20 protein-coding genes are annotated in these 23,164 nt (G+C 41.5%); 6 read left to right on the forward strand and 14 right to left on the reverse strand.

Going from position 1 to position 23,164, the window contains the following annotated elements:
* The first annotated feature begins 63 nt into the window (after window positions 1-63).
* Both BABA_RS00535 and BABA_RS00540 read left to right on the forward strand, forming a co-directional pair.
* Window positions 64-972: a LysR family transcriptional regulator gene (locus BABA_RS00535; protein WP_040344753.1), complete on the forward strand. Its 909-nt coding sequence runs from the start codon at window positions 64-66 to the stop codon at window positions 970-972.
* Between the two features lie 110 nt (window positions 973-1,082).
* Window positions 1,083-1,859 carry an IclR family transcriptional regulator gene (locus tag BABA_RS00540; RefSeq protein ID WP_420805968.1) on the forward strand — a complete coding sequence of 259 codons (777 nt, stop codon included), beginning with the start codon at window positions 1,083-1,085 and terminating at the stop codon, window positions 1,857-1,859.
* Window positions 1,860-2,136: 277 nt separating this feature from the next.
* Here the strand turns inward: BABA_RS00540 and BABA_RS00545 are convergent, their stop codons facing one another.
* The 13 genes from BABA_RS00545 to BABA_RS00605 all read right to left on the reverse strand — a co-directional run bounded on the left by BABA_RS00545 (window position 2,137) and on the right by BABA_RS00605 (window position 18,373).
* Entirely contained in the window at window positions 2,137-2,988 is an 852-nt protein-coding gene (locus BABA_RS00545; protein ID WP_007083154.1) for an MBL fold metallo-hydrolase, read from the reverse strand.
* Between the two features lie 650 nt (window positions 2,989-3,638).
* Window positions 3,639-4,463 (reverse strand): D-amino-acid transaminase, encoded by an 825-nt coding sequence (gene dat / locus BABA_RS00550; RefSeq protein WP_007083155.1) that lies wholly within the window; start codon window positions 4,461-4,463, stop codon window positions 3,639-3,641.
* A gap of 13 nt (window positions 4,464-4,476) precedes the next feature.
* Window positions 4,477-5,544 (reverse strand): DmpA family aminopeptidase, encoded by a 1,068-nt coding sequence (locus tag BABA_RS00555; protein WP_007083156.1) that lies wholly within the window; start codon window positions 5,542-5,544, stop codon window positions 4,477-4,479.
* Window positions 5,545-5,591: 47 nt separating this feature from the next.
* Window positions 5,592-7,070 carry a leucyl aminopeptidase gene (locus BABA_RS00560; RefSeq protein WP_040344755.1) on the reverse strand — a complete coding sequence of 493 codons (1,479 nt, stop codon included), beginning with the start codon at window positions 7,068-7,070 and terminating at the stop codon, window positions 5,592-5,594.
* A 304-nt stretch (window positions 7,071-7,374) separates the two neighbouring features.
* Complete coding sequence (locus BABA_RS00565) at window positions 7,375-8,370, reverse strand: pyridoxal-phosphate dependent enzyme (RefSeq protein WP_007083158.1); 996 nt, start codon at window positions 8,368-8,370, stop codon at window positions 7,375-7,377.
* A gap of 68 nt (window positions 8,371-8,438) precedes the next feature.
* Window positions 8,439-10,010, reverse strand: a complete 1,572-nt coding sequence (locus tag BABA_RS00570) for a glutathione ABC transporter substrate-binding protein (RefSeq protein ID WP_007083159.1) — start codon at window positions 10,008-10,010, stop codon at window positions 8,439-8,441.
* Window positions 10,011-10,235: 225 nt separating this feature from the next.
* Window positions 10,236-11,087: a M55 family metallopeptidase gene (locus tag BABA_RS00575; RefSeq protein ID WP_235749531.1), complete on the reverse strand. Its 852-nt coding sequence runs from the start codon at window positions 11,085-11,087 to the stop codon at window positions 10,236-10,238.
* Between the two features lie 7 nt (window positions 11,088-11,094).
* Window positions 11,095-12,108, reverse strand: a complete 1,014-nt coding sequence (cuyA, locus tag BABA_RS00580; RefSeq protein WP_007083161.1) for a D-cysteate sulfo-lyase — start codon at window positions 12,106-12,108, stop codon at window positions 11,095-11,097.
* Window positions 12,109-12,129: 21 nt separating this feature from the next.
* Window positions 12,130-13,095 carry an ABC transporter ATP-binding protein gene (locus BABA_RS00585; RefSeq protein WP_157273068.1) on the reverse strand — a complete coding sequence of 322 codons (966 nt, stop codon included), beginning with the start codon at window positions 13,093-13,095 and terminating at the stop codon, window positions 12,130-12,132.
* The gene (locus tag BABA_RS00590) at window positions 13,092-14,075 is read right to left on the reverse strand and encodes an ABC transporter ATP-binding protein (RefSeq protein ID WP_007083163.1); all 984 of its coding nucleotides are present in this window, start codon (window positions 14,073-14,075) and stop codon (window positions 13,092-13,094) included. The genes BABA_RS00585 and BABA_RS00590 overlap by 4 nt, the downstream gene beginning before the upstream one ends.
* 17 nt (window positions 14,076-14,092) lie before the next feature.
* A complete protein-coding gene (locus BABA_RS00595; protein WP_007083164.1) occupies window positions 14,093-15,001 on the reverse strand; it encodes an ABC transporter permease subunit in 909 nt (302 codons plus the stop codon).
* A 12-nt stretch (window positions 15,002-15,013) separates the two neighbouring features.
* Window positions 15,014-15,934, reverse strand: coding sequence for a glutathione ABC transporter permease GsiC (gsiC, locus tag BABA_RS00600; protein WP_007083165.1), 921 nt, complete (start codon window positions 15,932-15,934; stop codon window positions 15,014-15,016).
* A gap of 1,272 nt (window positions 15,935-17,206) precedes the next feature.
* Window positions 17,207-18,373: an IS256 family transposase gene (locus tag BABA_RS00605; protein WP_007083166.1), complete on the reverse strand. Its 1,167-nt coding sequence runs from the start codon at window positions 18,371-18,373 to the stop codon at window positions 17,207-17,209.
* A gap of 188 nt (window positions 18,374-18,561) precedes the next feature.
* On the opposite strand from BABA_RS00605, the gene BABA_RS00610 reads away from it, so the two are divergent.
* The 4 genes from BABA_RS00610 (at window position 18,562) to BABA_RS00625 (ending at window position 21,440) form a co-directional block, all read left to right on the forward strand.
* Window positions 18,562-19,080 (forward strand): PadR family transcriptional regulator, encoded by a 519-nt coding sequence (locus BABA_RS00610; protein WP_007083167.1) that lies wholly within the window; start codon window positions 18,562-18,564, stop codon window positions 19,078-19,080.
* Window positions 19,081-19,254: 174 nt separating this feature from the next.
* Entirely contained in the window at window positions 19,255-20,376 is a 1,122-nt protein-coding gene (locus BABA_RS00615; protein ID WP_007083168.1) for an ABC transporter permease, read from the forward strand.
* On the forward strand, window positions 20,376-21,098 hold the full coding sequence (locus BABA_RS00620; protein WP_007083169.1) for an ABC transporter ATP-binding protein: 723 nt from the start codon (window positions 20,376-20,378) through the stop codon (window positions 21,096-21,098). Before BABA_RS00615 ends, BABA_RS00620 begins: the two co-directional genes overlap by 1 nt.
* A gap of 120 nt (window positions 21,099-21,218) precedes the next feature.
* Window positions 21,219-21,440 (forward strand): antibiotic biosynthesis monooxygenase, encoded by a 222-nt coding sequence (locus tag BABA_RS00625; RefSeq protein WP_007083171.1) that lies wholly within the window; start codon window positions 21,219-21,221, stop codon window positions 21,438-21,440.
* 826 nt (window positions 21,441-22,266) lie between these two features.
* Here the strand turns inward: BABA_RS00625 and BABA_RS00630 are convergent.
* On the reverse strand, window positions 22,267-22,962 hold the full coding sequence (locus BABA_RS00630; protein WP_007083172.1) for an alpha/beta fold hydrolase: 696 nt from the start codon (window positions 22,960-22,962) through the stop codon (window positions 22,267-22,269).
* Window positions 22,963-23,164 lie beyond the last annotated feature (202 nt).

Raw genomic sequence — 23,164 nt, forward strand, 5'->3', positions numbered from 1 at the left:
TTATCAGTCTATAGAAATATTCTGAATATTATCATCGGTAAAAACGATTTAGGAGTGACTGCTTTGGAACTAAAACAGTTGATGATTTTTCAAACTGCTGCACAAGAACTAAACTTTACACGAACCGCCGAAATCCTATGCTTCGCCCAATCTAGCATAACAGCACATATTAAGTCGCTTGAGGAAGAGCTTGGTGTTCCCTTGTTCGAAAGATTGGGGAAACGTGTGATATTAAGTGAAGCGGGGCATCGTTTTAAGTTATATGCGGATCGAATTATTCAACTATCTGAAGAGGCGAAGGAAACGGTCGGCGGATACATTGAGCCAAGTGGGATCCTTACAATTTGCGCTTCGGAAACACAGTGTACATACCGATTGCCATCATTGCTGAGCCAATTTCAGTCTCTTTATCCAAAGGTACAACTTGTATTTCGACCCGGGATAGCAGAAACGGAGATGGAGGGGCTTCTTTCTAAAGGTCATATAGATGCAGTCTTAATATCCATGATACCTATTACGTCGGAAAGCCTAATCGTTGACCTGCTTATTCCAGAGCCTATTGTTATCGTAAGTCATCCAGATCACTTCTTAGCAAAAAAGCCTGCGGTCAGCCCGTTAGATTTGGAGGGTCAGCCGCTGCTTGTGACTGAAAAATGCGATTATCGCCGATTATTTGAGGAATCAATGGCAGAGGCAGGAGCTCAGCCGTCCAGCAAACTGGAACTTGGTGATGTGGAGGCGATAAAGAAATGTGTAATAGCAGGAATCGGAATAGCAGCGCTGCCAAAGATCGCCGTAGAGAGTGAAGTGGCTCAAGGCCGTATGGCAATATTGAAATGGGTTGGCCCTGATTTTCCTATCGTGACACAATTAGTTTGGCACAAAGACAAATGGATGTCCCCAGCTTTAAGGGCCTTTTTAGATGTGACGCGGGAAGTTATATTGAATAAGCCACACTCTCTTCCTTTATGAAGATTATTAGGGCGGGAATATTTGGTGAACATCATTAACTACGTAAACTCTAGTATTTAAAATTTCATATTAGTTTTCTGGTGAATACCAAAGATTAATAGAGGGAGGAAATGGTTTTGTCAGAAAGTAAGCGCACTTCCTATGGAAATGTTTCGCACGCATTGGATATCTTATTGTTTTTTAGAGAACATGAAGATTGCAGCCTAGGTGAAATGGCAGAAATGCTTGAGATGAAAAAAAGTTATTTGTCGAAACTATTACATGACATGGAGGAAAAGGGGTTCATTTCTCAAGATACGAGTACAGGAAAATATCAGCTGGGGTTATCCTGTTTAGAGGTGGGAAATGCTTACGAAAAAAGGCTAGATATCCGTAAAGTTGCCCATCCGCATCTCATTAAATTATCATCCGCAACTAATGAACTAGTTCACCTGGGGGTGTTGGATTCTAATATAGTCGTATTACTGGATAGGATTATGAATCAAGGATCAGGATTGCGTTTGCAATTCCATTTATCCTTAACCTCCCCTCCTTATGCAACAGGATTGGGAAAGGTTTTATTAGCCTATAGTGATCCAAAAATGGTTGACGATTATCTCTCTACGGCGAAACTGGAACCTCATTCTCCCCATACTACCGTGGACCCAAACATGATTCTTGCGGAATTGGAGCAGATAAGACTTAAAGGCTATTATTTGTCATTTGAAACATTTGAAAGCGGTATATCCTGCGTTGCCGCTCCTGTCTTTTCACGTCACGGCAAAATTGCTGCTGCCATAAGTATTTGTGCACCCTCCATCAGGATTATGTCAAAACAAAAAGAATTAGTTAACCACCTTCTAGAAAACACATCCGAAATCTCTAGTAAATTAGGGCATGGGTCTTAAAGTAGATTTCGGAGTCAAAAAACAAAAACAATCAGGCACCGCAACTGGTTTCCCTTTTCAAAATGGAATATTTCTGGATATAATGGATATGTAATAAAAAAGAGAAGTGCTGCTAACACTTCTCCCTGCAACTCCATACTATCACTTTCTACTAATCTAAAAACCTATCAATTTTCGACAAATCCCAAAGCATGACACCGGTAATTCCAACTTTATTATTTCTGATTGAAAAGGAAAAAGAAGCAGAGAACCGTCCCCTGCTTCACTTCTTCACACTTTACCCCTCATACCCATTAACAAAAAACTGAATCGTTTCGACCTCAAATTCATTTAATTCTCTTTGCAGATCCTTCGACATTTCTGCCGTAATCGCTGCTTGATCCCCTTTAGTTTGCTTCGTCAGGTTTGCTGCATTCTTTAGCGTGTTAAGCATGGATTGAAACTCCTTTTTCATCATCGGCGCTTCGTGGTGGGAGAGGAAAAAGGTTTCGGCATCATAGGTTTCAATTTGTTCGATTAATCGCTGCGTTTTCTCTATTGTGTAGTTCCATTTTTCCGAATAAAGATTGGCATAGAGACAATCCCCTAGAAACAGCACTTTTTCCTCAGGTATATAAATAACGCAAGAATCATCCGAATGATCCCCGCCCACATGCTCAATTATGGCCGTTAGGCCGCCAAGGTTGATGGTCATGCGATGATCGAATGTGACAGCCGGCGCAGGGAGAATGATCTCACGTTGATTGCCAAGCTCCTTTTTGATGGCATCGGCACAAAACGGGATTTCGATTCCCTCTTTGACCCGTTGATCAAGGAATTCATCTTCCCAGGAAAGCTGCTGCATGTCGATCACGTTCTCTTGCGTTTTTTCAAAAGCAAAGATGGGCATCGGCATGTCGTTCATCCCAAAAACATGATCCCAATGCCAATGCGTGAGCACAAGAAAATCTCCCTTTATTTGAAGGTCTGCTAATTGTGCCAAAAATAGCTGCGCATGGCTGGAAGAATTTCCGGCATCAATCAATAATGTCCGTTCCTCCCCTGCTACTGCTGCTAAAATAGGCCTGTCCGTTTCTTGATAAGGCGGTAAATACACAATGCGGTTTGAAATCCTTTGAAGTTTCTGCATGACTAGTCTCCTTGATAAAATGAGAAATAAATGTTCAGCTTTCCATGCTAATAGTAATTAGTAGTCTGAACCACATCATATCAAATACTTGCTAGAAGGGGAAAGGGGATTTCTCTTAATTATCACTGGCATAAGCGGACGACAAACTTCCCCCTTCAAAAATCACGTAACCCCCTCTATAGCAACAAAAGCAACCAATCCAATCAAACATTTGATTAACAAGAAATGTACTAATTAATCGTTTGATTAAATGCGGCCAAAACCCTTATGTTAAGCGAACTCAGGTCAGTTTGTCCGAGAAATTTCTGTCGATGATAGGTCTCAATCTTCGATAATTATCTTCAAAATTACTTATAAAAACTATGAACCTACAAAAATTTCCACATTTTGATACTAAACAAACGATTAATTAAAACTACCCTCATCACCGATAAATAGAGAGTTTCTATTATAAATTGTGTCGAAATATGTCACCCCGATCACACCAGCACTTCTTCTAACCCACTAACCTAAGTGTCCGATGAAGCAGAGAACCGTCCCCATGGCCTCTGCGGGTATGGAAATTAGCAGTATTTTACTGTCAATGGAAGTAGTATCCAAGTATAGTAGGGAGTAAAGTTGATTCCTGTGCGTGACAGGCGCGGATAGATTTACTTAAGCTCGTTGAATTTTCCCCTTAGGGTGCTTGTAATAGCCCCTGCTTTCCCCATGTTCATTACCTTCTCTCTAACCCGAACAATTGGCATAATTTCCATTGTCGTACTGGTAATGAAGATTTCATCCGCTTGGAGCATTTCATCTGGCGTAAACTGTTGTTCAATGAACGGAATTCCAGCCTGTAGTGCTATGTCCTTTACGGCCATTCGGGTAATCCCCGACAAAATCTGTTTTGAAAGAGGAGTAGTCATAATGGCAGAGTTCTTTACCATATATACATTGGAACTCGTTCCTTCGGTTACTTTGCCATCCCGTACTAATATGGCTTCTAGGTATCCATCCTCATGAGCAGATTGCTTAGCCAAAATATTCGGCAACAAGTTTAGTGATTTAATATAGCAGTTTTGCCAGCGCTCATCGGGGTAAAAGGTGACACCGGCCCCATTTTCTCCAATCTGAATTGTGCGAAAGGGTTTGACGGTCATGGAAACAGATACAGGGCAATTCGGAAACAGATGGTTTCTTGGTGCTATTCCCCTTGTCACTTGAACATAAAGGTCGAGATTTGTTAAGCCGCTTTTTTGAATGAGTTCGAACATCGTATTTTTTAAGGCACTCCGGTCAGGATCAATCTGTAACTTTATGGCATGTGCGCTTCGATACAATCTATCTATATGTTCTTCTAACATAAATGGGGTTCCATTATAAACCCTGATCATCTCATATACGCCATCACCAAATTGATGGCCTCTTTCATCAATTGGTACTACTAGGTCAGCTGGATCAATATATGTACCGTTAAAATATGCTGTAATCATGTATCATACCTCCTTAAGAAGATGGTCCTGCGAATATCTGATAAGGGATTTCCTCTCGAATCCTTCCATGATTCCCTTCAGTGGTAGTTGCTTTACAAATAGAATTCCAAATCGCTTCTTCCACAGCATCTACGGACATCTCAAACAATTGAGAAATAAAACGGCCATCTTCTCTTAAAAAGTTAAAAGATAGAGTACCCTGATTAGATGGCCATTCATGTGGAATTCGATGGGCAGTTGAAAACGCAATGACAATATCACCACTGCCGTGGGCGGCATAGGAGCCCGTTCTTGAAAGTCCAAATGAAGCGCGTTTGGCTAATCGTTTCAGCTGCCTATCATTTAGCGGTGCATCCGTCGCAAGAATCATCATAATGGACCCATCTGGCATTTTTTCTCGGTCCTCTGTCTCTAGTAATCCACCACCCGGAATTCTAAGGTCCTTCCTTTCCCCAAAATTGCTTAACACGAAAGCGCCCACAGTATATTGTCGTTCGCCAAAGTCAGCCATTCGTGAACTTGTTCCAATTCCGCCTTTATACCCTAAACAAGACATGCCCGTTCCAGCCCCGACACACCCCTCTTCCACTATCCCAGATGCAGCCGATACAATCGCTTGGTGGGCGTGCTCTGGTTTAACGTGCAGTCCGCGGATATCATTGAGGTAGCCATCATTGCATTCTCCCACAATGACATTGGCAGTGCCCGTCGTGGTGCCGATTTGCGGATTTTGATCCAGCAGGTAGCGAATCGTCCCTTCCCATACCGCGGGAACGGAAAATGTATTGGTTAAAAGGATGGGGCTTTCGATCACACCCAATTCCTGCAGCTGAATGGTTCCAACCGTTTTTCCAAAACCATTAATGATGTAAGAGTTTCCTACCACTTTTTCTTGAAAAATATTATCTGAGTGGGGGAGGATTGCGGTTACCCCCGTTTGCACCTTCCGACCATCGTCTGTCTCATGTGAAAGTGTTACATGCCCTACCTTAACCCCTTGTATATCTGTGATAGAATTATATTTTCCTGTTTTAAATCTTCCAATCGTTATGCCGAGGTCGCGTAACCGCATTCTATCCATTTCCAACACCGCCGATTCTTTTTTACAAGTATATTTTGGTTACTAGGTTACACCTGATCCCTCTCTAAAATTTTGACTACGTGATACAAAAGTCTTACACCGTAACCAACCCCACCTTTAGGGCAATCATCCAATTCTTCCGTTGACCATGACGTTCCTGCTATATCCAAGTGGACCCAAGGACGATTTTCAACAAACTCACTTATGAAGAGTGCAGCAACAATCGCATATCCACCCTTATTTGAGCCAAAAGCACTGTTTTTCAAATCGGCCACATCAGATTGAATAACACTCCGTAATCCATCATCAAACGGAAGCTCCCAAATTCTTTCCATAGAGCGATGAGAAGCTTCGTTCATGACGCTTCTTATCACTGAATCGTTTGTAAAGAATCCAGCGATTCGCTTGCCCAATGCATCAATGACCGCACCTGTTAACGTGGCAATATCAATAACGCATCCAACATCATGCTTTTGGATGAGGTAGGTAATCGCATCTGCTAGGGTCAGTCTTCCTTCGGCATCGGTATTATTAACCTCGACAAATTTTCCGGACATCGACTGGACAATATCTCCCGGCAAATAGGATTTGTCCGAAACACGATTCTCGCATGCAGCCACGACAGCAACTACATTGATTTTAAGCTTCATCTCTGAAATGACTTTCATGGCACCAATAACCGCGGCTGCACCGCCCATATCCCCGTGCATGTTTGTCATGGATGCCTCTGATTTTAGGGAGTAACCGCCAGTGTCAAAAGTAATTCCCTTTCCGACCATCCCCACTTTCCTATCGCTGTCAGGGTCACCAAAGTGTTCCATCACAATGAAAGCCGGCTGGTGGGCAGATCCTTTTCCAACTGCTAAAAATAGATTCATGCCTAACTTTTCAATCTCTGCAGCATCATAAACCGTTACGTTAAAATTCGCTTCCTCTCCAACCTTTTTAGCCTCTTCCGCCAGCTTTGAAGGGGTCATGTAGTTTGGCGGTTCGTTGATGAGATTTCTAGCCATCATGGTACCTGTTGCACAATGTTGCGCTTCCAGCAATGCATGGTCCAGATTCTCATTTTTACTGAGGAAATCAACTCTAGTTTCTGCCTTTTCACTTTTAGCAGTTTTATATTTTTCAAACGTATAATTGGCCAGATAAGCGGCCTCAAACGCCTTTTCTGCGATGACTTCGTTTCCAACTTCACCGGTGATATTATCGTAAAATACAATCGCATTCTCTGATTGCAGCTTGCGGCATGATGAAAAACCTTTGGCAAATACCTGGTAGATGGTTTCGTGCTTCAACTGCTCGGGTTGACCTAAACCTAGTAGAATGACATTCACCGATTTATCTCCATCTACATGTGTGAACTGATAGATTTCCTGTGACTTTCCGCTAAAAGAACTAGCACTGATGTGCCCTTTCAGCATTCTGATTTCCTTGGATACGACCGTAACCGGGGTCGTAAATGGAATGATCATCGTATCATATAAATCTTTTTGGTAGTTTTGAACTCTTTGAACAAGCATCATCCGAATCCTCCTTTTAATTTTTGGCTCTGTTATAACTGAATGTTGATTTTACTGTGTTTGAACAATAAACGGAAAAATTCCGTTTAAATTGCGAAATACCCATATTTACTTAAAAATAAAGGCAGTTTTTCCGGTTATATTCTCCAAATCGTTGGATTTTGTCTTATTCTGAGCAGTTAATCGGAATATCTCCGCTTAAATCTGCTTCTTATGCTTCCACTATATACATTAGCCGGAAATTCTCCGTCTATGAATTCTCATACCTACACGAAAATCTCCTATGAACTATAACAGAGCTTAATTTTTAATACTGACTAAATAAAGACGAAAATCCTCCAGAGTGTAAAAAGCAAGCTCCTACACTTCTTACTTTTCCGGTCGCCAGTAAATCTTTCATCCCTAAAAATGCTTTACTTGTATACGTTTTTTCTAAAAATATTCCCTCTAACCTAGCTAATTCGTAAATCATCTGATCCGCTTCGGCTGTCGGACGATTCCATCCCTCTCCCCGATACTCTTCATAAATGGTCATTATCTCATGTAAAGGATAGTTTACTGTTATGTTGGTCAACTCTTCCATGCCGCTGATTAACTCGACTAGTTCATCATGTAATTTTTCCTTAGCATGTTCGACAGATACGACATGAACGTGAAAGGGCAAATCCAATACCCCGGCGCCAAAAATCATCCCAGCAGCCAGGCCTCCATTGCCCCCAGGGACAAAAATATCGGTAATGTGGAGATTATCGTTTGTTATTTGATGGAAAAGTTCCAGCGCACCATCCACATATCCCAACGACCCCAATGGTGTAGATGCACCATTATAGATCACATATGGTCGTCGTCCAGAAGATTGATAATCCTGCTTCACCTTGTCAACCTGCTGGCTCCTGAAGGCTTCATCCACTTCCCCTAAATAGATTTGCTTGATTCCCAAAATATCATTGAGAATCATATTTCCTTTTAAGTGCTTGGGTGCATCATTATTATGGACGAGAGCACATTCAATCCCTAATTTCCGGCAGGCTGCTGCCGTGAGCATGCATAAATTAGAATCAATCTGGCCAGAGGCAATCACAACGTCACAGTCGCGCTCCAAGGCATCACCCAATAAATACTCGAGATTGCGTACCTTATTACCGCCAGCCCCCAACCCGTTTAAATCATCTCTCTTAACAAAGACATTCGGAACATGAATCATTTGTTCCAAATTCACCAGCCTTTGTAACGGGGACGCCTGGATGGCAAGCTTTGCCTTGGGAAACGCTTGTAAAACAGACTCCAACTCATTAGAATTCATGCCCATTCAATCCTTTCGGTAAAGGGATAAAAGTAAAGGGAGCCGAGGCTCCCTTTACACGTCAAACATTATTTCGCAATCTCCGCATTATGGAAATTCAGTGAGCTATCTGACGTGATTTCTACACCCTTCACATAACTTTTCTTCGCTCCAACGGATACTTGGACATCCATGAACGCCCAAGGAGCATCCTTCCAGATTAGAGATTGTATTTCCTTCAGCTGGCTTTCTCTTTCTTTTAGATCAATCGTGACATGGCCATCTTTAATGAGCTGTGTCACCTGATCATTTTTATAATAGGCAGTATTCCAGCCTGTTGGTGGGAACTGCTCGCCGCTCAATAATGGCTGGATGGCCATTAATGGGTTACCAGTACCTGTAGACCAGCCTCCAAAATATAAGTCAATGTTAGGGTCTGTATTGATTTTATCCGTTAAGACACCTGGTTCCATTGGCTGAACTTTTACCTTGATGCCGACTTGGGCAAGCTGCTGCTGGATAAACTCCATCGCTTTGATTCTTTCAGATGTATTTTTACTCCAAAGGACCGTTTCAAAACCATCTTTATAACCAGCTTCTTTCAGTAGTTCCTTTGCTTTTTCAGGATTATATTGGTACTGCTCCTGTTTGGAATAGAACTCCATTTGCGGAGAAATGACAGACTCGGAAATAATCCCGTATCCTCCTTTTACCACTTCCACAAACGCCTTTTTATCAATTGCATAGTTGATGGCCTGTCTAACCTTTACGTTATCAAAAGGCTTTTTCGTGTTATTCATAGAAAGATATTCCACATACACAGAAGGCTCTTTCACGAGTTCAATTCCGTTTTGGCCATCCACGCTTTTTGCCATTTCAGCCGGCACAGGATAAATATAGTCAGCTTCGCCGGCTTTCAACATGGCAATACGTGCCCCGTTTTCAGGAACAGGCTTAAAGGTGATTTGGTCAATTTTCGGCTGACCGCTTTGCCAGTATTCAGGATTTTTCTCAACGGTCAAATGGTCGTTGCGTACCCATTCTTTTAAAATATATTGGCCAGTTCCGACTGGATGCTGGGCAAGCTCTTTCGGGTTTTCCAGTGCTTTGGGGCTGGCAATGCCAAATGTAGCTACGTTATTTAGAAATCCGGAAAAAGGTTTATCTATTGTTACTTCAAGCTTATGGCTGTCGATTACCTTTGTTTCTTTGATCATCGACATCATGCTGTATCCAGCCATATGATTGTCAGGATTGGCAATCCGATCCAGGTTTGCTTTTACGGCTTCGGCATCAAATGGTGCACCATCATGGAACTTAATACCATCCTTCAAGGAAATCGTATAAACCAAGCCATCGCTGCTTACTTCAAAACCAGAAGCAAGAAACGGCTCCAATTTCCCTTCCTTATTAAACTTAAAAAGTGTTTCGTACATGGTTTTGGCCATGATATCCTCAACGTTTGCTTGATAATCGTGAGGGTCCAATGTGTTACCATCTGAATCAATGGCAACGGTAAGGTCATTTCCATTCTTTTTCGCAACCTTTTCCGTGGAATCCTTTGGATTCTTCGAGCTTGCGTTATTGCTTTGACAGCCCGCCAGCACAACTGAAAAAACCAGCAGTACCGCTAAAAGTATTTGTACTCTTTTCAATGACATGGTGATTCCCCTTTTATAGTTAAAATGATATTACCTCAAATCATCGTTCGAAACATCAGAGCAGGGCATTAGAAAAGCACAAGGCGCCCGCCCATCGGCGGCAAGCACAAGACGAGCCTGCCGAAAAATTGCTTTTTAACCTTTTGGACGGATTGGCTTGTGACCTCGAGCCGATGGTGCCTGGAGCTGGACATTTCTCAAAGTCAAAACTTATAAATTCAGATATTATGATAATGCCGAGCCGGCCATTGAAATGACGACCCGCAGCATTTGATAACATGCCATGATTTCATTTGCTGTAAAGGTAATGGAACTAGGAGATGTTCTCGCAACAAGCGGCGAAATATCCGCAGCATCCGCTAAGCCCGGCTGTAAAAATTCCACCTCCACATGGAATGGGGCCTTGATGGCGAAAGGCTCAATTTCACTCCGCTTACGAATCCCTGCTGCGGCCTTCTCCCGGATGATTTCCTGGGCACGAGCTGGATGGAGATTCTGCGCCGTCGTTCGGAACACACTTTTCTTCACAATCGCAGTCTCGATATTCGGGCTGAGCGCTTTTGCTTCCAATGCCAGCAGCTGGCACCCAGATACCATCACAACAGGTACGTTGAAATGGCCGGCAATCAGGGAGTTCACACCCAATTCGCCGTATTTCACGCCATTAATGGTGATCCCCTTTACGACCCGGCTGTCATAGCTGTGGCTTAAAATTCCATTTTCACCCGCTTGGGTATGATACCCCACGAATAGTGCGGCATCGAAGGTTTCATCAATGCCCTGCATCATCGATAATCGTTTCGGCGATCCGATGATAAGTTCCGCCTCGGGTAATAGGCTTTCCGGAATGATGTTGCGCATCGTCCCGTGGGAATCATTGACAACAATTTCTGTTGCGCCGGCATCCAGCGCCCCGCGAATCGCAGCATTGACTTCCTCTGTCATAAGCATTCTGGCCCGGTCATGTTCTCTGCCATCCCGCATCGTGTGTTCCATGTGGACAACACCTGAAACACCTTCAATATCAGCTGAAATAAATAGTTTCATCTTTTTCTCCTTTCTAAAGAAATACTGCACGTTTCAGTTAGCGCTTCAGCCCGGAAAGGATGGTTTCCGCATATTGATATAACGCTGGTGAACCGCCGGTGTGAACGAACAGAACCTTTTCGCCTTCTTTAAATTGACCAGTACGAACGTAGTCGATTAACCCGGCCATGGCTTTACCCGTATACACCGGGTCAAGTAAAATCCCTTCCGTCTGTGCCACAAGCTGGACAGCCTCTATCATTCCTTCAGTTGGAATCGCATAGCCTTGACCGACGTATTCGCCATTACAACGGATGACATTCTCGGAAATTTTGCCCGCTACATCATAATAGCTGCACACTCTTTCTAACAGCCCGGAAATCAATTCTTCTTGGAGTTCTGTACTCCGGCTGACGTTAATGCCAAGGATGTTATGTTCATGACGGCTTCCCGAAAAGCCGAGAATTAAGCCCACTTGTGTCCCGCCGCTGCCGCTCGGGACCACGATATGATCAAAATACAGATTCTCTTGCTCTGCTTGTCTAGTAATCTCATTGGCACAAACCGCATAGCCCAATGAGCCAATTTCATTCGAACCGCCAACGGGGATCATGTACCCTTTGCGTCCTACCTTCTGCAATTCTGCGTTTAATTCTGCCATCGCTGAAGTCAAATCCTGCCCCGCTTGCAAAGTCTTAACCTTTTCTACACCTAATAGATGGTAAAGTAGGTTATTTCCGCTCGCCTTGTCGTTGTACGGATGAGTTTCCGTCTCTTCTAATACAAGCTGGCATTTCAATCCTTCCTTCACGGCGGCAGCCAAGGTCAAACGGGCATGATTGGACTGGACTCCTCCGGCAGTGATTAATGTATCTGCACCTTGTTCAAGGGCATCAGCAACGAGATATTCCAGTTTTCTTGTCTTATTTCCCCCTGCCGTAAGACCAAGCAGATCATCCCGTTTGATATAAATATCTGGACCGCCTAATGCGCGCGAAAGGTGTTCCAGTTTTTCAATCGGTGTCGCGGATGGTGTATAGTTTCGTTTTGGGTATCTTTCTACTAAATTCATGGTGGCCTCCTTTGAATCTTGTCATCTATATAAATGGCAGGCAACATAGCGATTCTCACTAACCATTTTCCACTCCGGCACAGTGGTTTTGCATTCTTCTGTCGCAAATGGGCACCTTGTGTGGAACGTGCAGCCCGATGGCGGGTTGGCAGGACTCGGAATATCGCCTTTTAAAATCATTCTCTCCCGAACGGCCCGCGGATTCGGAATCGGAACAGCCGATAACAGCGCTTTTGTATACGGGTGCAACGGCTCTTTGTATAAGGACTCTTTATCCGATAATTCCACGATTCTCCCTAAATACATCACACCAACCCGGTCGCTGATATGCTCCACCACACTGAGGTCATGTGAGATAAACAAGTAGGTCAGATCAAATTGGCTTTGCAGGTCTTTTAGTAGGTTTAAAATTTGCGATTGAATCGATACGTCCAGGGCAGATACAGGCTCATCCGCCACAATTAATTGCGGATTCACCGCCAGTGCCCGGGCAATCCCGATCCGCTGCCGCTGTCCGCCGCTAAATTCATGCGGATATCGATCGGCAAGGGCAGCGTTTAATCCGACCACATGTAATAATTCCTCCACCCGCTGTTTCCGCTCTTCCTTTGGAAAATTATGAACGATTAATGGTTCCTCAATAATCTCGCTGACCTTCATCCTTGGGTTTAATGAAGCATAGGGGTCCTGAAACACCATTTGAAACTCTTTGCGAAGCGGTCGTAATTGCTCATCGGACAAAACGGTCAAATCGTTGCCGTTGAAAAACACCTGTCCTTCGGTTGGGTCAATCAACCGCATAATCATTCGGCCTGTTGTCGACTTCCCGCAGCCGCTTTCCCCCACAAGACCCAATGTTTCGCCTTTTTCAATCGTGAACGAAAGCCCGTCGACCGCTTTGACTATTTCCGTTTTCTTGGTAAACATTCCTTTATTTACAGTAAAATGCTTTTTTAAATTTTTCACCTCAACTAACGGGCTCATCACTGCGCCTCCTTCTCTTCGTAAAGCCAACAGCGTGCGGTGTGATTCTCATCAAGAGCTTTTAATTCCGGCTCCCTTTCCCAGCACTCTTTCATGGCATTCGGACAGCGTGGTGCAAACTTACACCCTTTTGGCATTTCATCTGGTGCAGGAACGTTTCCGGAAATGGAGGCAAGCCGTACATTCTTGACACCTAGCTTTGGGATAGAGTCTAATAGCCCTTTTGTGTATGGGTGTTTTGGATTTTCAAAAATCGTATAGACATCCGACTCCTCCACGACTTTCCCAGCATACATGATGACAACGCGGTCACACATCTCAGCCACCACACCGAGGTCGTGGGTAATCAGTAAAATGGATGAATTATTTTCCTTGCGAATCTCCCGCATCAAATCCAATATTTGCGCCTGGATAGTCACATCGAGTGCCGTAGTCGGTTCATCCGCAATCAATAATTTAGGCTGGCATGACATCGCCATCGCAATCATCACACGCTGCCGCATTCCACCTGATAATTGATGAGGATATTCATTCATAATCTCCTGAGCCCTCGGGATTCCGACCAGCTCCAACATATGGATTGCGTGTCCTTTTGCTTCCTGTTGATTTTTTTTCAGATGCAATTGGATGACTTCTACAAGCTGTTTCCCGATCGTGTAAACCGGGTTAAGTGACGTCATCGGCTCTTGAAAAATCATCGCAATTTCATTTCCGCGGATAGCGCGCATTTCTTTTTCCGACAGCTTTATCAAATCCCTGCCTTCAAATTCAATCTCACCACCGACAATCTTACCAGGTGTATCCTTTAAAATCCGCATAATCGAAAGGGAGGTAACACTCTTGCCACAGCCAGATTCGCCGACGATTCCCACTACTTCCCCTTCACCAACCTTGATGGTTACCCCATCAACGGCTTTGACCACTCGTTGGTCACTGAAAAAGTGTGTCCTTAATTCCTTTATTTCAAGAAGCGCCTTGCTCATTCTCCGCTTCCCTCCTATCAATCTTTAATTTTCGGGTCGAGAGTATCACGCAGGCCATCGCCTAATAGATTAAAAGCCAAGACGGTTAAAAAAATGATGAGACCCGGAAATAAAATCATGTGCGGAGCCGTATCGATGTAATCACGGCCTGTACTTAGCATCGCTCCCCATTCGGGTGATGGCGGCTGTGCTCCTAAGCCAAGAAAACTTAAACTAGCAGCTGTTAAAATAGCCGTTCCAATTTTCATGGTAAAATAAACAATAATACTTGAGATGGTACTTGGAAAAATGTGTTTCCAAATGATACGCCTTGGCTTTGCACCAATCGACCGAGTTGCTTCAACATAAAGGGTCGACATGGCCGTCAGCGTGCTAGAACGAACGATTCTAGCAAAGGTCGGAACACCAAAGATTGCTACAGCAATGACAACATTCTCAAGTCCCGGTCCTAGAATAGCAATAATACCAATCGCCAATAAAATCCCCGGAAAGGCAAACAGGATATCGCAAAATCTCATAATAAGTCCGTCAATCCATTTCCCATAATACCCACTGATTAGTCCGAGCAGCGTTCCAATGGCCGCCCCAATGAAAACGGAGAAAAGTCCAACAAATAATGAAATTCTCGTCCCGGCAATGATTCGGCTAAAAATATCACGCCCGAATGAATCAGTTCCCGCTAAATGCTTGAGCGAGGGGCCCTGAAGCACCTGTGTGTAATCCGGCTGATCAATTTTGTACGGAACAATATACGGCCCAATAATGGCTAAAATAATTAAAATCGCAACAAAGATTGCGGAAATGAAAGCCAATCTTTGCTTTTTAAACTTCCTCCAAAATTCAAAAAGGGGTGATGCAGTGGGCCTTTTTGTAGGAGGACTGGAAGGTGAAATGTTCAGAATTTCCTTTTCCTCAAGTGCTGGCATGTTAATACCCCCTTACTCATAACGAATTTTTGGATTGAGAAAACCATACAGCAGGTCAACAAATAAATTAATTAAGATAAACTCAACCGAAAACAAAAGCATTTCCGCTTGAATAACGGGATAGTCACGAAAATTGACGGAATCAATCAACAGTCTGCCAAGACCTGGCCAGCTAAACACCGTTTCAATGACAACGGAGCCGCCTAATAGAAAACCAAATTGCAAACCGGTCATGGTGACTACGGGAATCAAGGCATTTTTCAACGCATGCCCCCATACGACGTTCCCTTCCGTTAATCCTTTAGACCTTGCCGTCCGAATATAATCTTCTCTTAACACGTCCAATACAGAAGAGCGCGAAAAGCGGGCAATAACCGCCGCTACCCCTGTACCGAGCGTAATCGAGGGTAAAATATAGCTTTTCCAGGATTCCAATCCTCCCGTTGGCAGCCATCCTAGCTTAACGGAGAAAATTTGAATCAGCACTAGACCAAGCCAAAACGATGGTAAGGAAAGGCCGGAAACAGCACCAAACATCCCTGCATAATCCTGCCATTTATTTCTTTTCTTCGCTGAAACGATGCCAATCACCAGGCCAATGATAACGGCCCAGATCATGCTCCAAAAGGTCAGCCAAAAGGTAGGCATAAATCGGGAACCAATTTCATCCATCACGAATTGTTTTGTCCGAAGTGAATTGCCAAAATCCCCTTGCAGCATATTTCCCATATAGGTTAGATATTGCTCATACAGCGGTTTATCCAGACCAAGTTCTATTCTTTTCAAATTAATATCTTCTATCGTTGCCTTGGGTCCTGCTATTAATCTAGCGGGATCCCCAGGAATCATATGTACAAATAAAAAGATAAAAATAGTTACAAAAAATAGTATCGGTATCATCATGAACAGACGTTTTACTAGATATCGTACCATTGAACCCCTTCCTCCTTACTTGTTGTTCTAATAACTGATCAATCGAATCCTATTACTGATTCTCTTAATAATTATTTTTTATTATTATGATTTTTTATTATTATTAGAATATTATATTATTACAAAAATACAAATACAACAAAATAGTACAAATTATCTAAAAAATTTTAGGCAATTCCACGGTTTGCTTTGGTAGAAGTTAACACTTTGAGGGGAAATCAGACAAACTACGTATATATATATTTGAAAAAATAGGGACTAAACCTATTTCGATTACGAATTGTCAACGGTTGGATAGGGCAACGCGGAGGAGGTGCTCATCCATTCTGAGCCTTCTACGGGTGTAAAAATTAGAGTGGCAGTGGCCGGGCGGTTTTCACTAGTTATTTCCAAATCGACTTCCGATAAACTTCACACCTCTAAAATCACCTAACTCCCTCTTTAACAACAAAATCAACCATGCCAATCAATCGTTTGATTAGCCAGAAATATACCAATTAATCGTTTGATTAATTATGGCCCAAACCCTTATGTCAAAAGATCTCAGGCCAATTTTTCCGAAAAATTTCTGTCGATGATTAGTCTCCATCTTCGACAACGAACTTCAATAGTAATCTATAAAAACGATTAACCTACAAAAATTTCCCCGTTTTGATATTAAACAAACGATTGGTTAAAACTACCCCCACCACCGATAAATAGAGGGTTTCCAAAGTAAAATGCCTCGAAATATGTCACCAACTATACCCGTCGATTTTTCTTACAATCATCAACCTACGTTCGATGAAGCAAGTGAACCATCTTCACACATCCCCCATGCAGCCATTCCCATTCAAAGGTTTCACCATCAATTGGCGAGTTTCTTTATTAGGAATACAATAACCATATTTATATAAAACCTCACATATTTGAGATAAAACTCACTCCCTTTTAAATAAGATGCCTCGTCCTTAATCGAGTAACCAGCAAAAGTAAATAAGCGGAAATTTTTCGGTTAAATGCAAAATAGAGCTCGTTTTGGGGTAAATAAGGGGAGATTTTAGTCAAGTCCTAAATATTGTGTAAATTTGAAAACAATGTCGACTATACCTATTTATTGAGCTACTCACTTGGGTTAAACGGCTTATTCCTCCTTAACATTTTTCGAGCGTTACTTCCATGGGTTTCAATCTCCATATCCAGTCAAGGGTGTCAAAGGCGGTTTTTCCTTTGATAGCCTTGACTGGATATGGAATAATCCATAAATGGAAGTACGTTGAAAATTAAATACAGCTACCTTTTAATAGATTTTTGCTTTGAATAAATGGTCTCTTGATAGTGCATTAAAACAGCTCCGACTAAACGGAAAGCAGATTGTGTATTTGGAAAGATACGTATAACTTTTTCTCTTCTTCGGACTTCCTGATTTAAACGCTCAAGAGAATTAGTACTACGGATATGACAACGCATGTCCTCTGGGTGTTCCATGTATTGAATGGTATCTTCGAATCCTTCATCTAATATTGTTAGAGCTTGTTCGTATTTAGGATCATCTCCAAACTGCGCCATCAGTTCATCCTTAAATTTCCGCATATCCTCAATTGTGACTGCATCAAAAACACGCTTAATCATCATACGTATTTCATCTGATCCCTTTTTTGGCAGCTTTTCTATGATATTACGTTTAAAATGGACGTTACACCTTTGCCAGCTAGTCCCAATAAATTCACGTAGAATCGCTTTTTGAAGCCCTTGGTGAGCATCTGAAATGACTAGCTTTGGGGATTGAAGGCCACGGGATTTAAGTTGTTGGAGAAAGCGACTCCAACTTTCAAAACTTTCAGCATGATCTACATGTAAACCAAGTATTTCACGTTTTTTGTTGTCTGTAATAGCTGTGGCAATATAAACAGCCTTAGAGATGACACGATGATGTTCACGAACTTTTATATACATTGCATCTACAAAAACAAAAGGATAATACCTTAAATTTAAGGGCCGTTTGGCCCAATCATTGATAATAGGATCAAGCTTCTGAGTAAGTGAAGCAACAAACGATTTTGAGATACTTTCACCACAAAGTTGTTCCACGATATGTGTAACTTTGCGTGTAGAAACGCCATTGATAACCATCTCAAGCATAGAGAGAACTAATGCTTGGTCACACCGAGAGTATTTCTCAAAAACTGAAGGTGAGAATTCACCATTACGAGTTCTAGGAACCTTAAGATTTATTTTACCGATACTCATTGTTAATTCACGTTCATAGTAGCCATTACGGTAGTCACGACGCTCATTAGAGCGTTCATATGCAGCTGCGTGTAAATAATCATCTCTTTCTTTCTCCATGTATTCATTCAAAACCAGAACAACAGCTAATTTAACAACTGTGTCTATATTTGAATTCATTACTGATTCTTTTAAAAGATCCATATCTAGGCTAAACTGTAATTGGGTCATTCTTATTCCTCTTCTCATTGTTTATCGTCGTTGAAAACATTGTTTCCAAGAAGGATAAAAATGACCCCTTTCTTTTTACACAATTATAAGGACTTAATCCAAAGCAGTTTGTGGTAAGTCCTCAATTGACTACAAATAAAATTTACGAGAGAATATATAAAGAATGTATGAAAGAAAGGAGGATTTCAGTGGAACATCGCTCACTAATTCTGCTTGGATTACTCATGGGACAAAGTCAACATGGATATCAAATTAATGAATTTATCGAAAGAAACTTAAGTACAGTTACAGATATGAAAAAGCCTACTGCATATGCCGCTCTGGATAAACTAAATCAAAAGGGTCTTATAGATATTCAGCTAGAGCAAGAAGGAAATAGACCCACCCGAAAAGTGTACTCTATAAATGAAAATGGCCGAAACTATTTTTATAAATTATTATTGGATAATCTGTCCTCTGCAGAAAGTGTTAATTATCAAGGAGATATTGGGTTAATGTTTATTGATTTTCTCCCAATGGATAAAGCAATACCGGCCTTGAAAGAACGATTAATGAAAAACAGGAAATTAATAGATCTATTTAACCAGACTCCAGCACATGGAATACGAACCGGTGTTAATCTTGCAGTCGAACATAAAATTACAATGTTAGAAGCAGAAGTTACCTTTCTTGAAAAAACCATTCATCATCTTCTTCATTCGGATTAAATTTTTTAATCAGATGATTCAAAGGAACCCACCGAGGGTTCCCTTTTTATTTAAATTTCAAAAAAATAACCATATTTTAATTATATAATCACGATTGACTATTCAGCATATAACTAATATACTTTTATTAGTCACGCGTGACTAATACTATCTACAATAAAGGAGTGTCATACATTGTTTCTTGCTTTAAAAGAGTTAAAGCATGGTAAATTACGGTTTCTAATGATTGGTGTTATAACTGTCTTGATTGCTTGGCTGGTCTTTATCCTATCTGGACTAGGCAATGGCCTATCAACGCTAAGTGCAGCAACCTTTAAAAATATGGATGCGCATTATGTGACATTCGAGGAAGGATCAAGAGCCTCCATGAGCCGGTCACTATTAAAGGAATCATTGGCAGCCGAACTGGAAAAAGCAGATGATGTTTCTGCGGCAACCGGAATGGGTGCAACGATGGGAACCGTACTAAATGAATCTTCTTCTGCTGATAAAGAAAAAGTAGATGTCGCCATCTTAGGAATAACACCTGGTAATTTTCTTGAACCAGATGTGATAGAAGGAAAGCCTCTTCAAGCAAATGAACCATTAGAAGTTATCGCCAATGATACGTTAAAGAAAAAGGGCTTTGAAATCGGTGATACCCTTAAGCTAGAAGGATCTTTAGAAAAAGTGAAAATTGTCGGGTTTGTAGAAAATGAAACTTACAATCATTTACCTGCCATTTTTACTACTTTGGATAAATGGCGCACCATTCAATTTGCAGCTCCAGGTTCTGATAAAGGGATTAAGAATCCTGTAAATGCGATTATGCTGCAAGGTGAAAATATCGATTCTGAAAAACTAAATAAGTTTTTCAAAGACACGGAAACAGTAACCAAAAGCACTGCCGTCCAGGGAATGCCCGGTTATAAAGAAGAAAATGGCACTATTATGATGATGCTCGCATTCCTTTTGGCCATCTCAACATTTGTACTGGGTGTATTCTTTTATGTCCTTACCCTGCAAAAATCAAATCAATTTGGGATATTGAAAGCCATTGGTGCCAGCAATCGGTTCCTTGGAAAAGCCATTGTAGCCCAGGTATTTCTCTTATCATTTGTTAGTATAGTAGTGGGAATCTTGTTAACATATGGGACAGCCCTAATTCTACCGGATGGAATGCCATTTTCACTCGATTTTAAACTAGTTATCATTTACTCACTTTTATTGCTTGTCATTTCAATTTTAAGTTCCGTGATATCCGTTCGAAAGGTTACAAAAATAGACCCGCTTCAAGCAATTGGGAGGTTGGAGTAATGTCAGGAATACAATTCAACAGTGTCTCTAAACTGTACCAACAGGGTGAAAATCAAGTTCTAGCCCTTGATGATGTCTCGCTAACGGTGGAACAAGGGGAGTTTATTGCTGTCATTGGCCCATCAGGTTCGGGTAAGAGTACCTTTCTCGCAATTGCAGGCGCCTTACTCCAATCATCTAAAGGCGAGGTTATTCTTAACGGAAAGAGCCTTAATCAGTTAAACCCTAAGGATTTAGCACGATTGCGGTTAGAGGAAATAGGATTTATTTTGCAAACAAGTAATCTAGTACCCTATTTAAATGTACTGGAACAATTACTAGTAGTGAAAAAAATGGCAGGTAAAGTGACAAAAGAAGATAAGGAAAATGCAAAAGAACTATTAGAAAATCTGGGTTTAGCATCAAAGTTAAAAAAATTACCTGATCAGTTGTCTGGAGGCGAACGCCAGCGTACGGCGATTGCCCGCGCTTTTATAAACAATCCCTCCATCATTCTAGCAGATGAACCAACAGCAAGTCTGGATTCGAAAAGGGCACATGAAGTAGTTCAACTTATTGCCAGAGAAACAAAAGCAAGGAACAAAGCAGCTATTATGGTAACCCATGATGAACGATTGTTGGAATATTGTGATCAAGTCTATCGAATGGAAGATGGCCGTCTTAAACTTGACCAATCTTTTGAAATGAAGACAGTCTCTTCTAAAGAGATGATTATAGAATAGCCCGTGAGAATAACCAAGGAGGAATAAACAATGATTATCGTTACAAATAGAATTAAAACGAAATTAGGTTTTGCGGCAAAAATGGCGCCAATGTTCACAAGAACAGGCGTCTAACAAACAATGAAAGGTTTTGTAAAAGTCCAAGTATTAATTGCTAAAAATCTTTCAGAATATGATGAACTGAATGTAAATATGTATTGGAAGACTATTGAAGACTTTAACCGTTGGAAAAATAGCGCTGCTTTCAAAGAAGCCCATACAAGTTCGACTGACACTTCCCAAGATTCACCTATCTTGGGAAGTGAAATCACTATTTCTGAAATTGCCCCAACTTTAGAATAACATCCATGATTATTCTCTTTGGCAACTTGTAGTCAATTCCTTTGTCGACTAATGATTAACTGAATTATATTAATTCAGTTAATCATTAATTTGGAGTACAAATATATAAAGCACATAAAATAAAAAAGATAGGCTAAACAGGTAAGTCATAAAAAATGTATCTTGTTTAGCCTTTACTTTTGTACAATTTTCCCGACCTATAAATGCAATTCAGGTAAAAAACTGCCTCTATTTATGGTACGGTTCCTCACTGTTAATGCTAAACTACCTCTTCCCCAATCGGGAACCGCAGGGACGGCTCATGGCATTTTTTCTCTCTTCCTTGCCCATCAAAAGTCAGTAGAACCGTCCCCTTTGTCCTTCAGCAATTATACAATTATGGTTTGAATATTGATTCAAGAAGGTTAATAAACATACTGCCAAAACACACATCAGTTAATTGCCAGAAACATAAAGGAATACCGTACCCAAGGTTAGCTCTTGTGCGAAAGGGATTTTAAGTACATTTTTCACCTGGGGGTCTTTTCTGGTTCATCATTAAGCAACGAAACCGAACCACTTTTCACTCGTTATACCCAAAGCGTCTATCGAATGAATACGGCCATAAGGATGTACCACTTCTGCCATGTTTTTCACCAGCGATTGTCATAGGTTTTACCACTTGTTTCCACTATATTTACCAATAGGGTGATATCAATGAAGAACTTGAAATATAAAAAAAGTCTAATACCTCGGTATTTTATCGAGGTAGTAGACGAATAATCTACAACAATCGCGCCCGTTAAGTTTAATCAGAATGAAGGTAACAGTGAAAGCGTTTGGTAACTCATGAATTAAGAAAAGTTTTTACTGCAGCTAAGAATGTTGGTAAATTAGCATCGTGCACAAAGTGGCCAGCATCCTCTACTGTTACTAATTGGCAATTCGGAATAAGTTCAGAAACCTCCTGCAATTTGTTTTGAGGAACATGACTGGCCCTCCCACCACCTATAATAAGAGTAGGCATGTTAATGTCGGAAAGACGTGCCCACCATTCAGGATTGGGTTCATTAAGTTGCCCTAGAATCGAAGGAACAACCTGCCAATCAAATGGGAGGGGATCAGATGGTTTGGAAGGAATTTCGAATGGCCTATCCGGAACGGGAGGAGGAGGAGTGTCTTCAACAATCAACCGTTCTATCCTTGACGGAAATGTTTCCGAGAAAATATAGGATACTGTTCCCCCCATGGAATGACCTATTAGCGCAAATCTTTCCAAATTCATAGCATTCGCAAAATGAAGCAAGTCATCGCACATTAGTTCAAAAGTGTATGTACTAGTTCTCGCACTCCCACCGTGCCCCCGTTGATCAAGAGCTAAAACTCGGTAGTTTTCTCCTAATACAGCAGCCACTTGATCCCATGACTCAGCACTTTTTCCCAGTGCGTGAAGTGCAATAACCGGTGGTGCAGAAGGTTCCCCACACTCGCGATATTGAAAAGTGAGTCCATTTAATTCAATTTGATTCACCCGTATTTCCATTTCCAATCATCTCCTAGGGTGGGTTTCGTTATTTGAAACCCACTTTATTTAAGGTCAGTATCATTATATTTCAGCGAATGTGTGAATATTTCCTTCCCAAGCTCTTCTTCTCTTTATTCATAAAATTTTTGCTTATCTTCAACAATATAGCCTGTTTATGAAAATAGAGAGGACAAGGTGGTCGACCTCGACCCACTTTTCA

Source organism: Neobacillus bataviensis LMG 21833 (assembly GCF_000307875.1).
In the GTDB taxonomy this organism is placed as follows: domain Bacteria; phylum Bacillota; class Bacilli; order Bacillales; family Cytobacillaceae; genus Neobacillus; species Neobacillus bataviensis.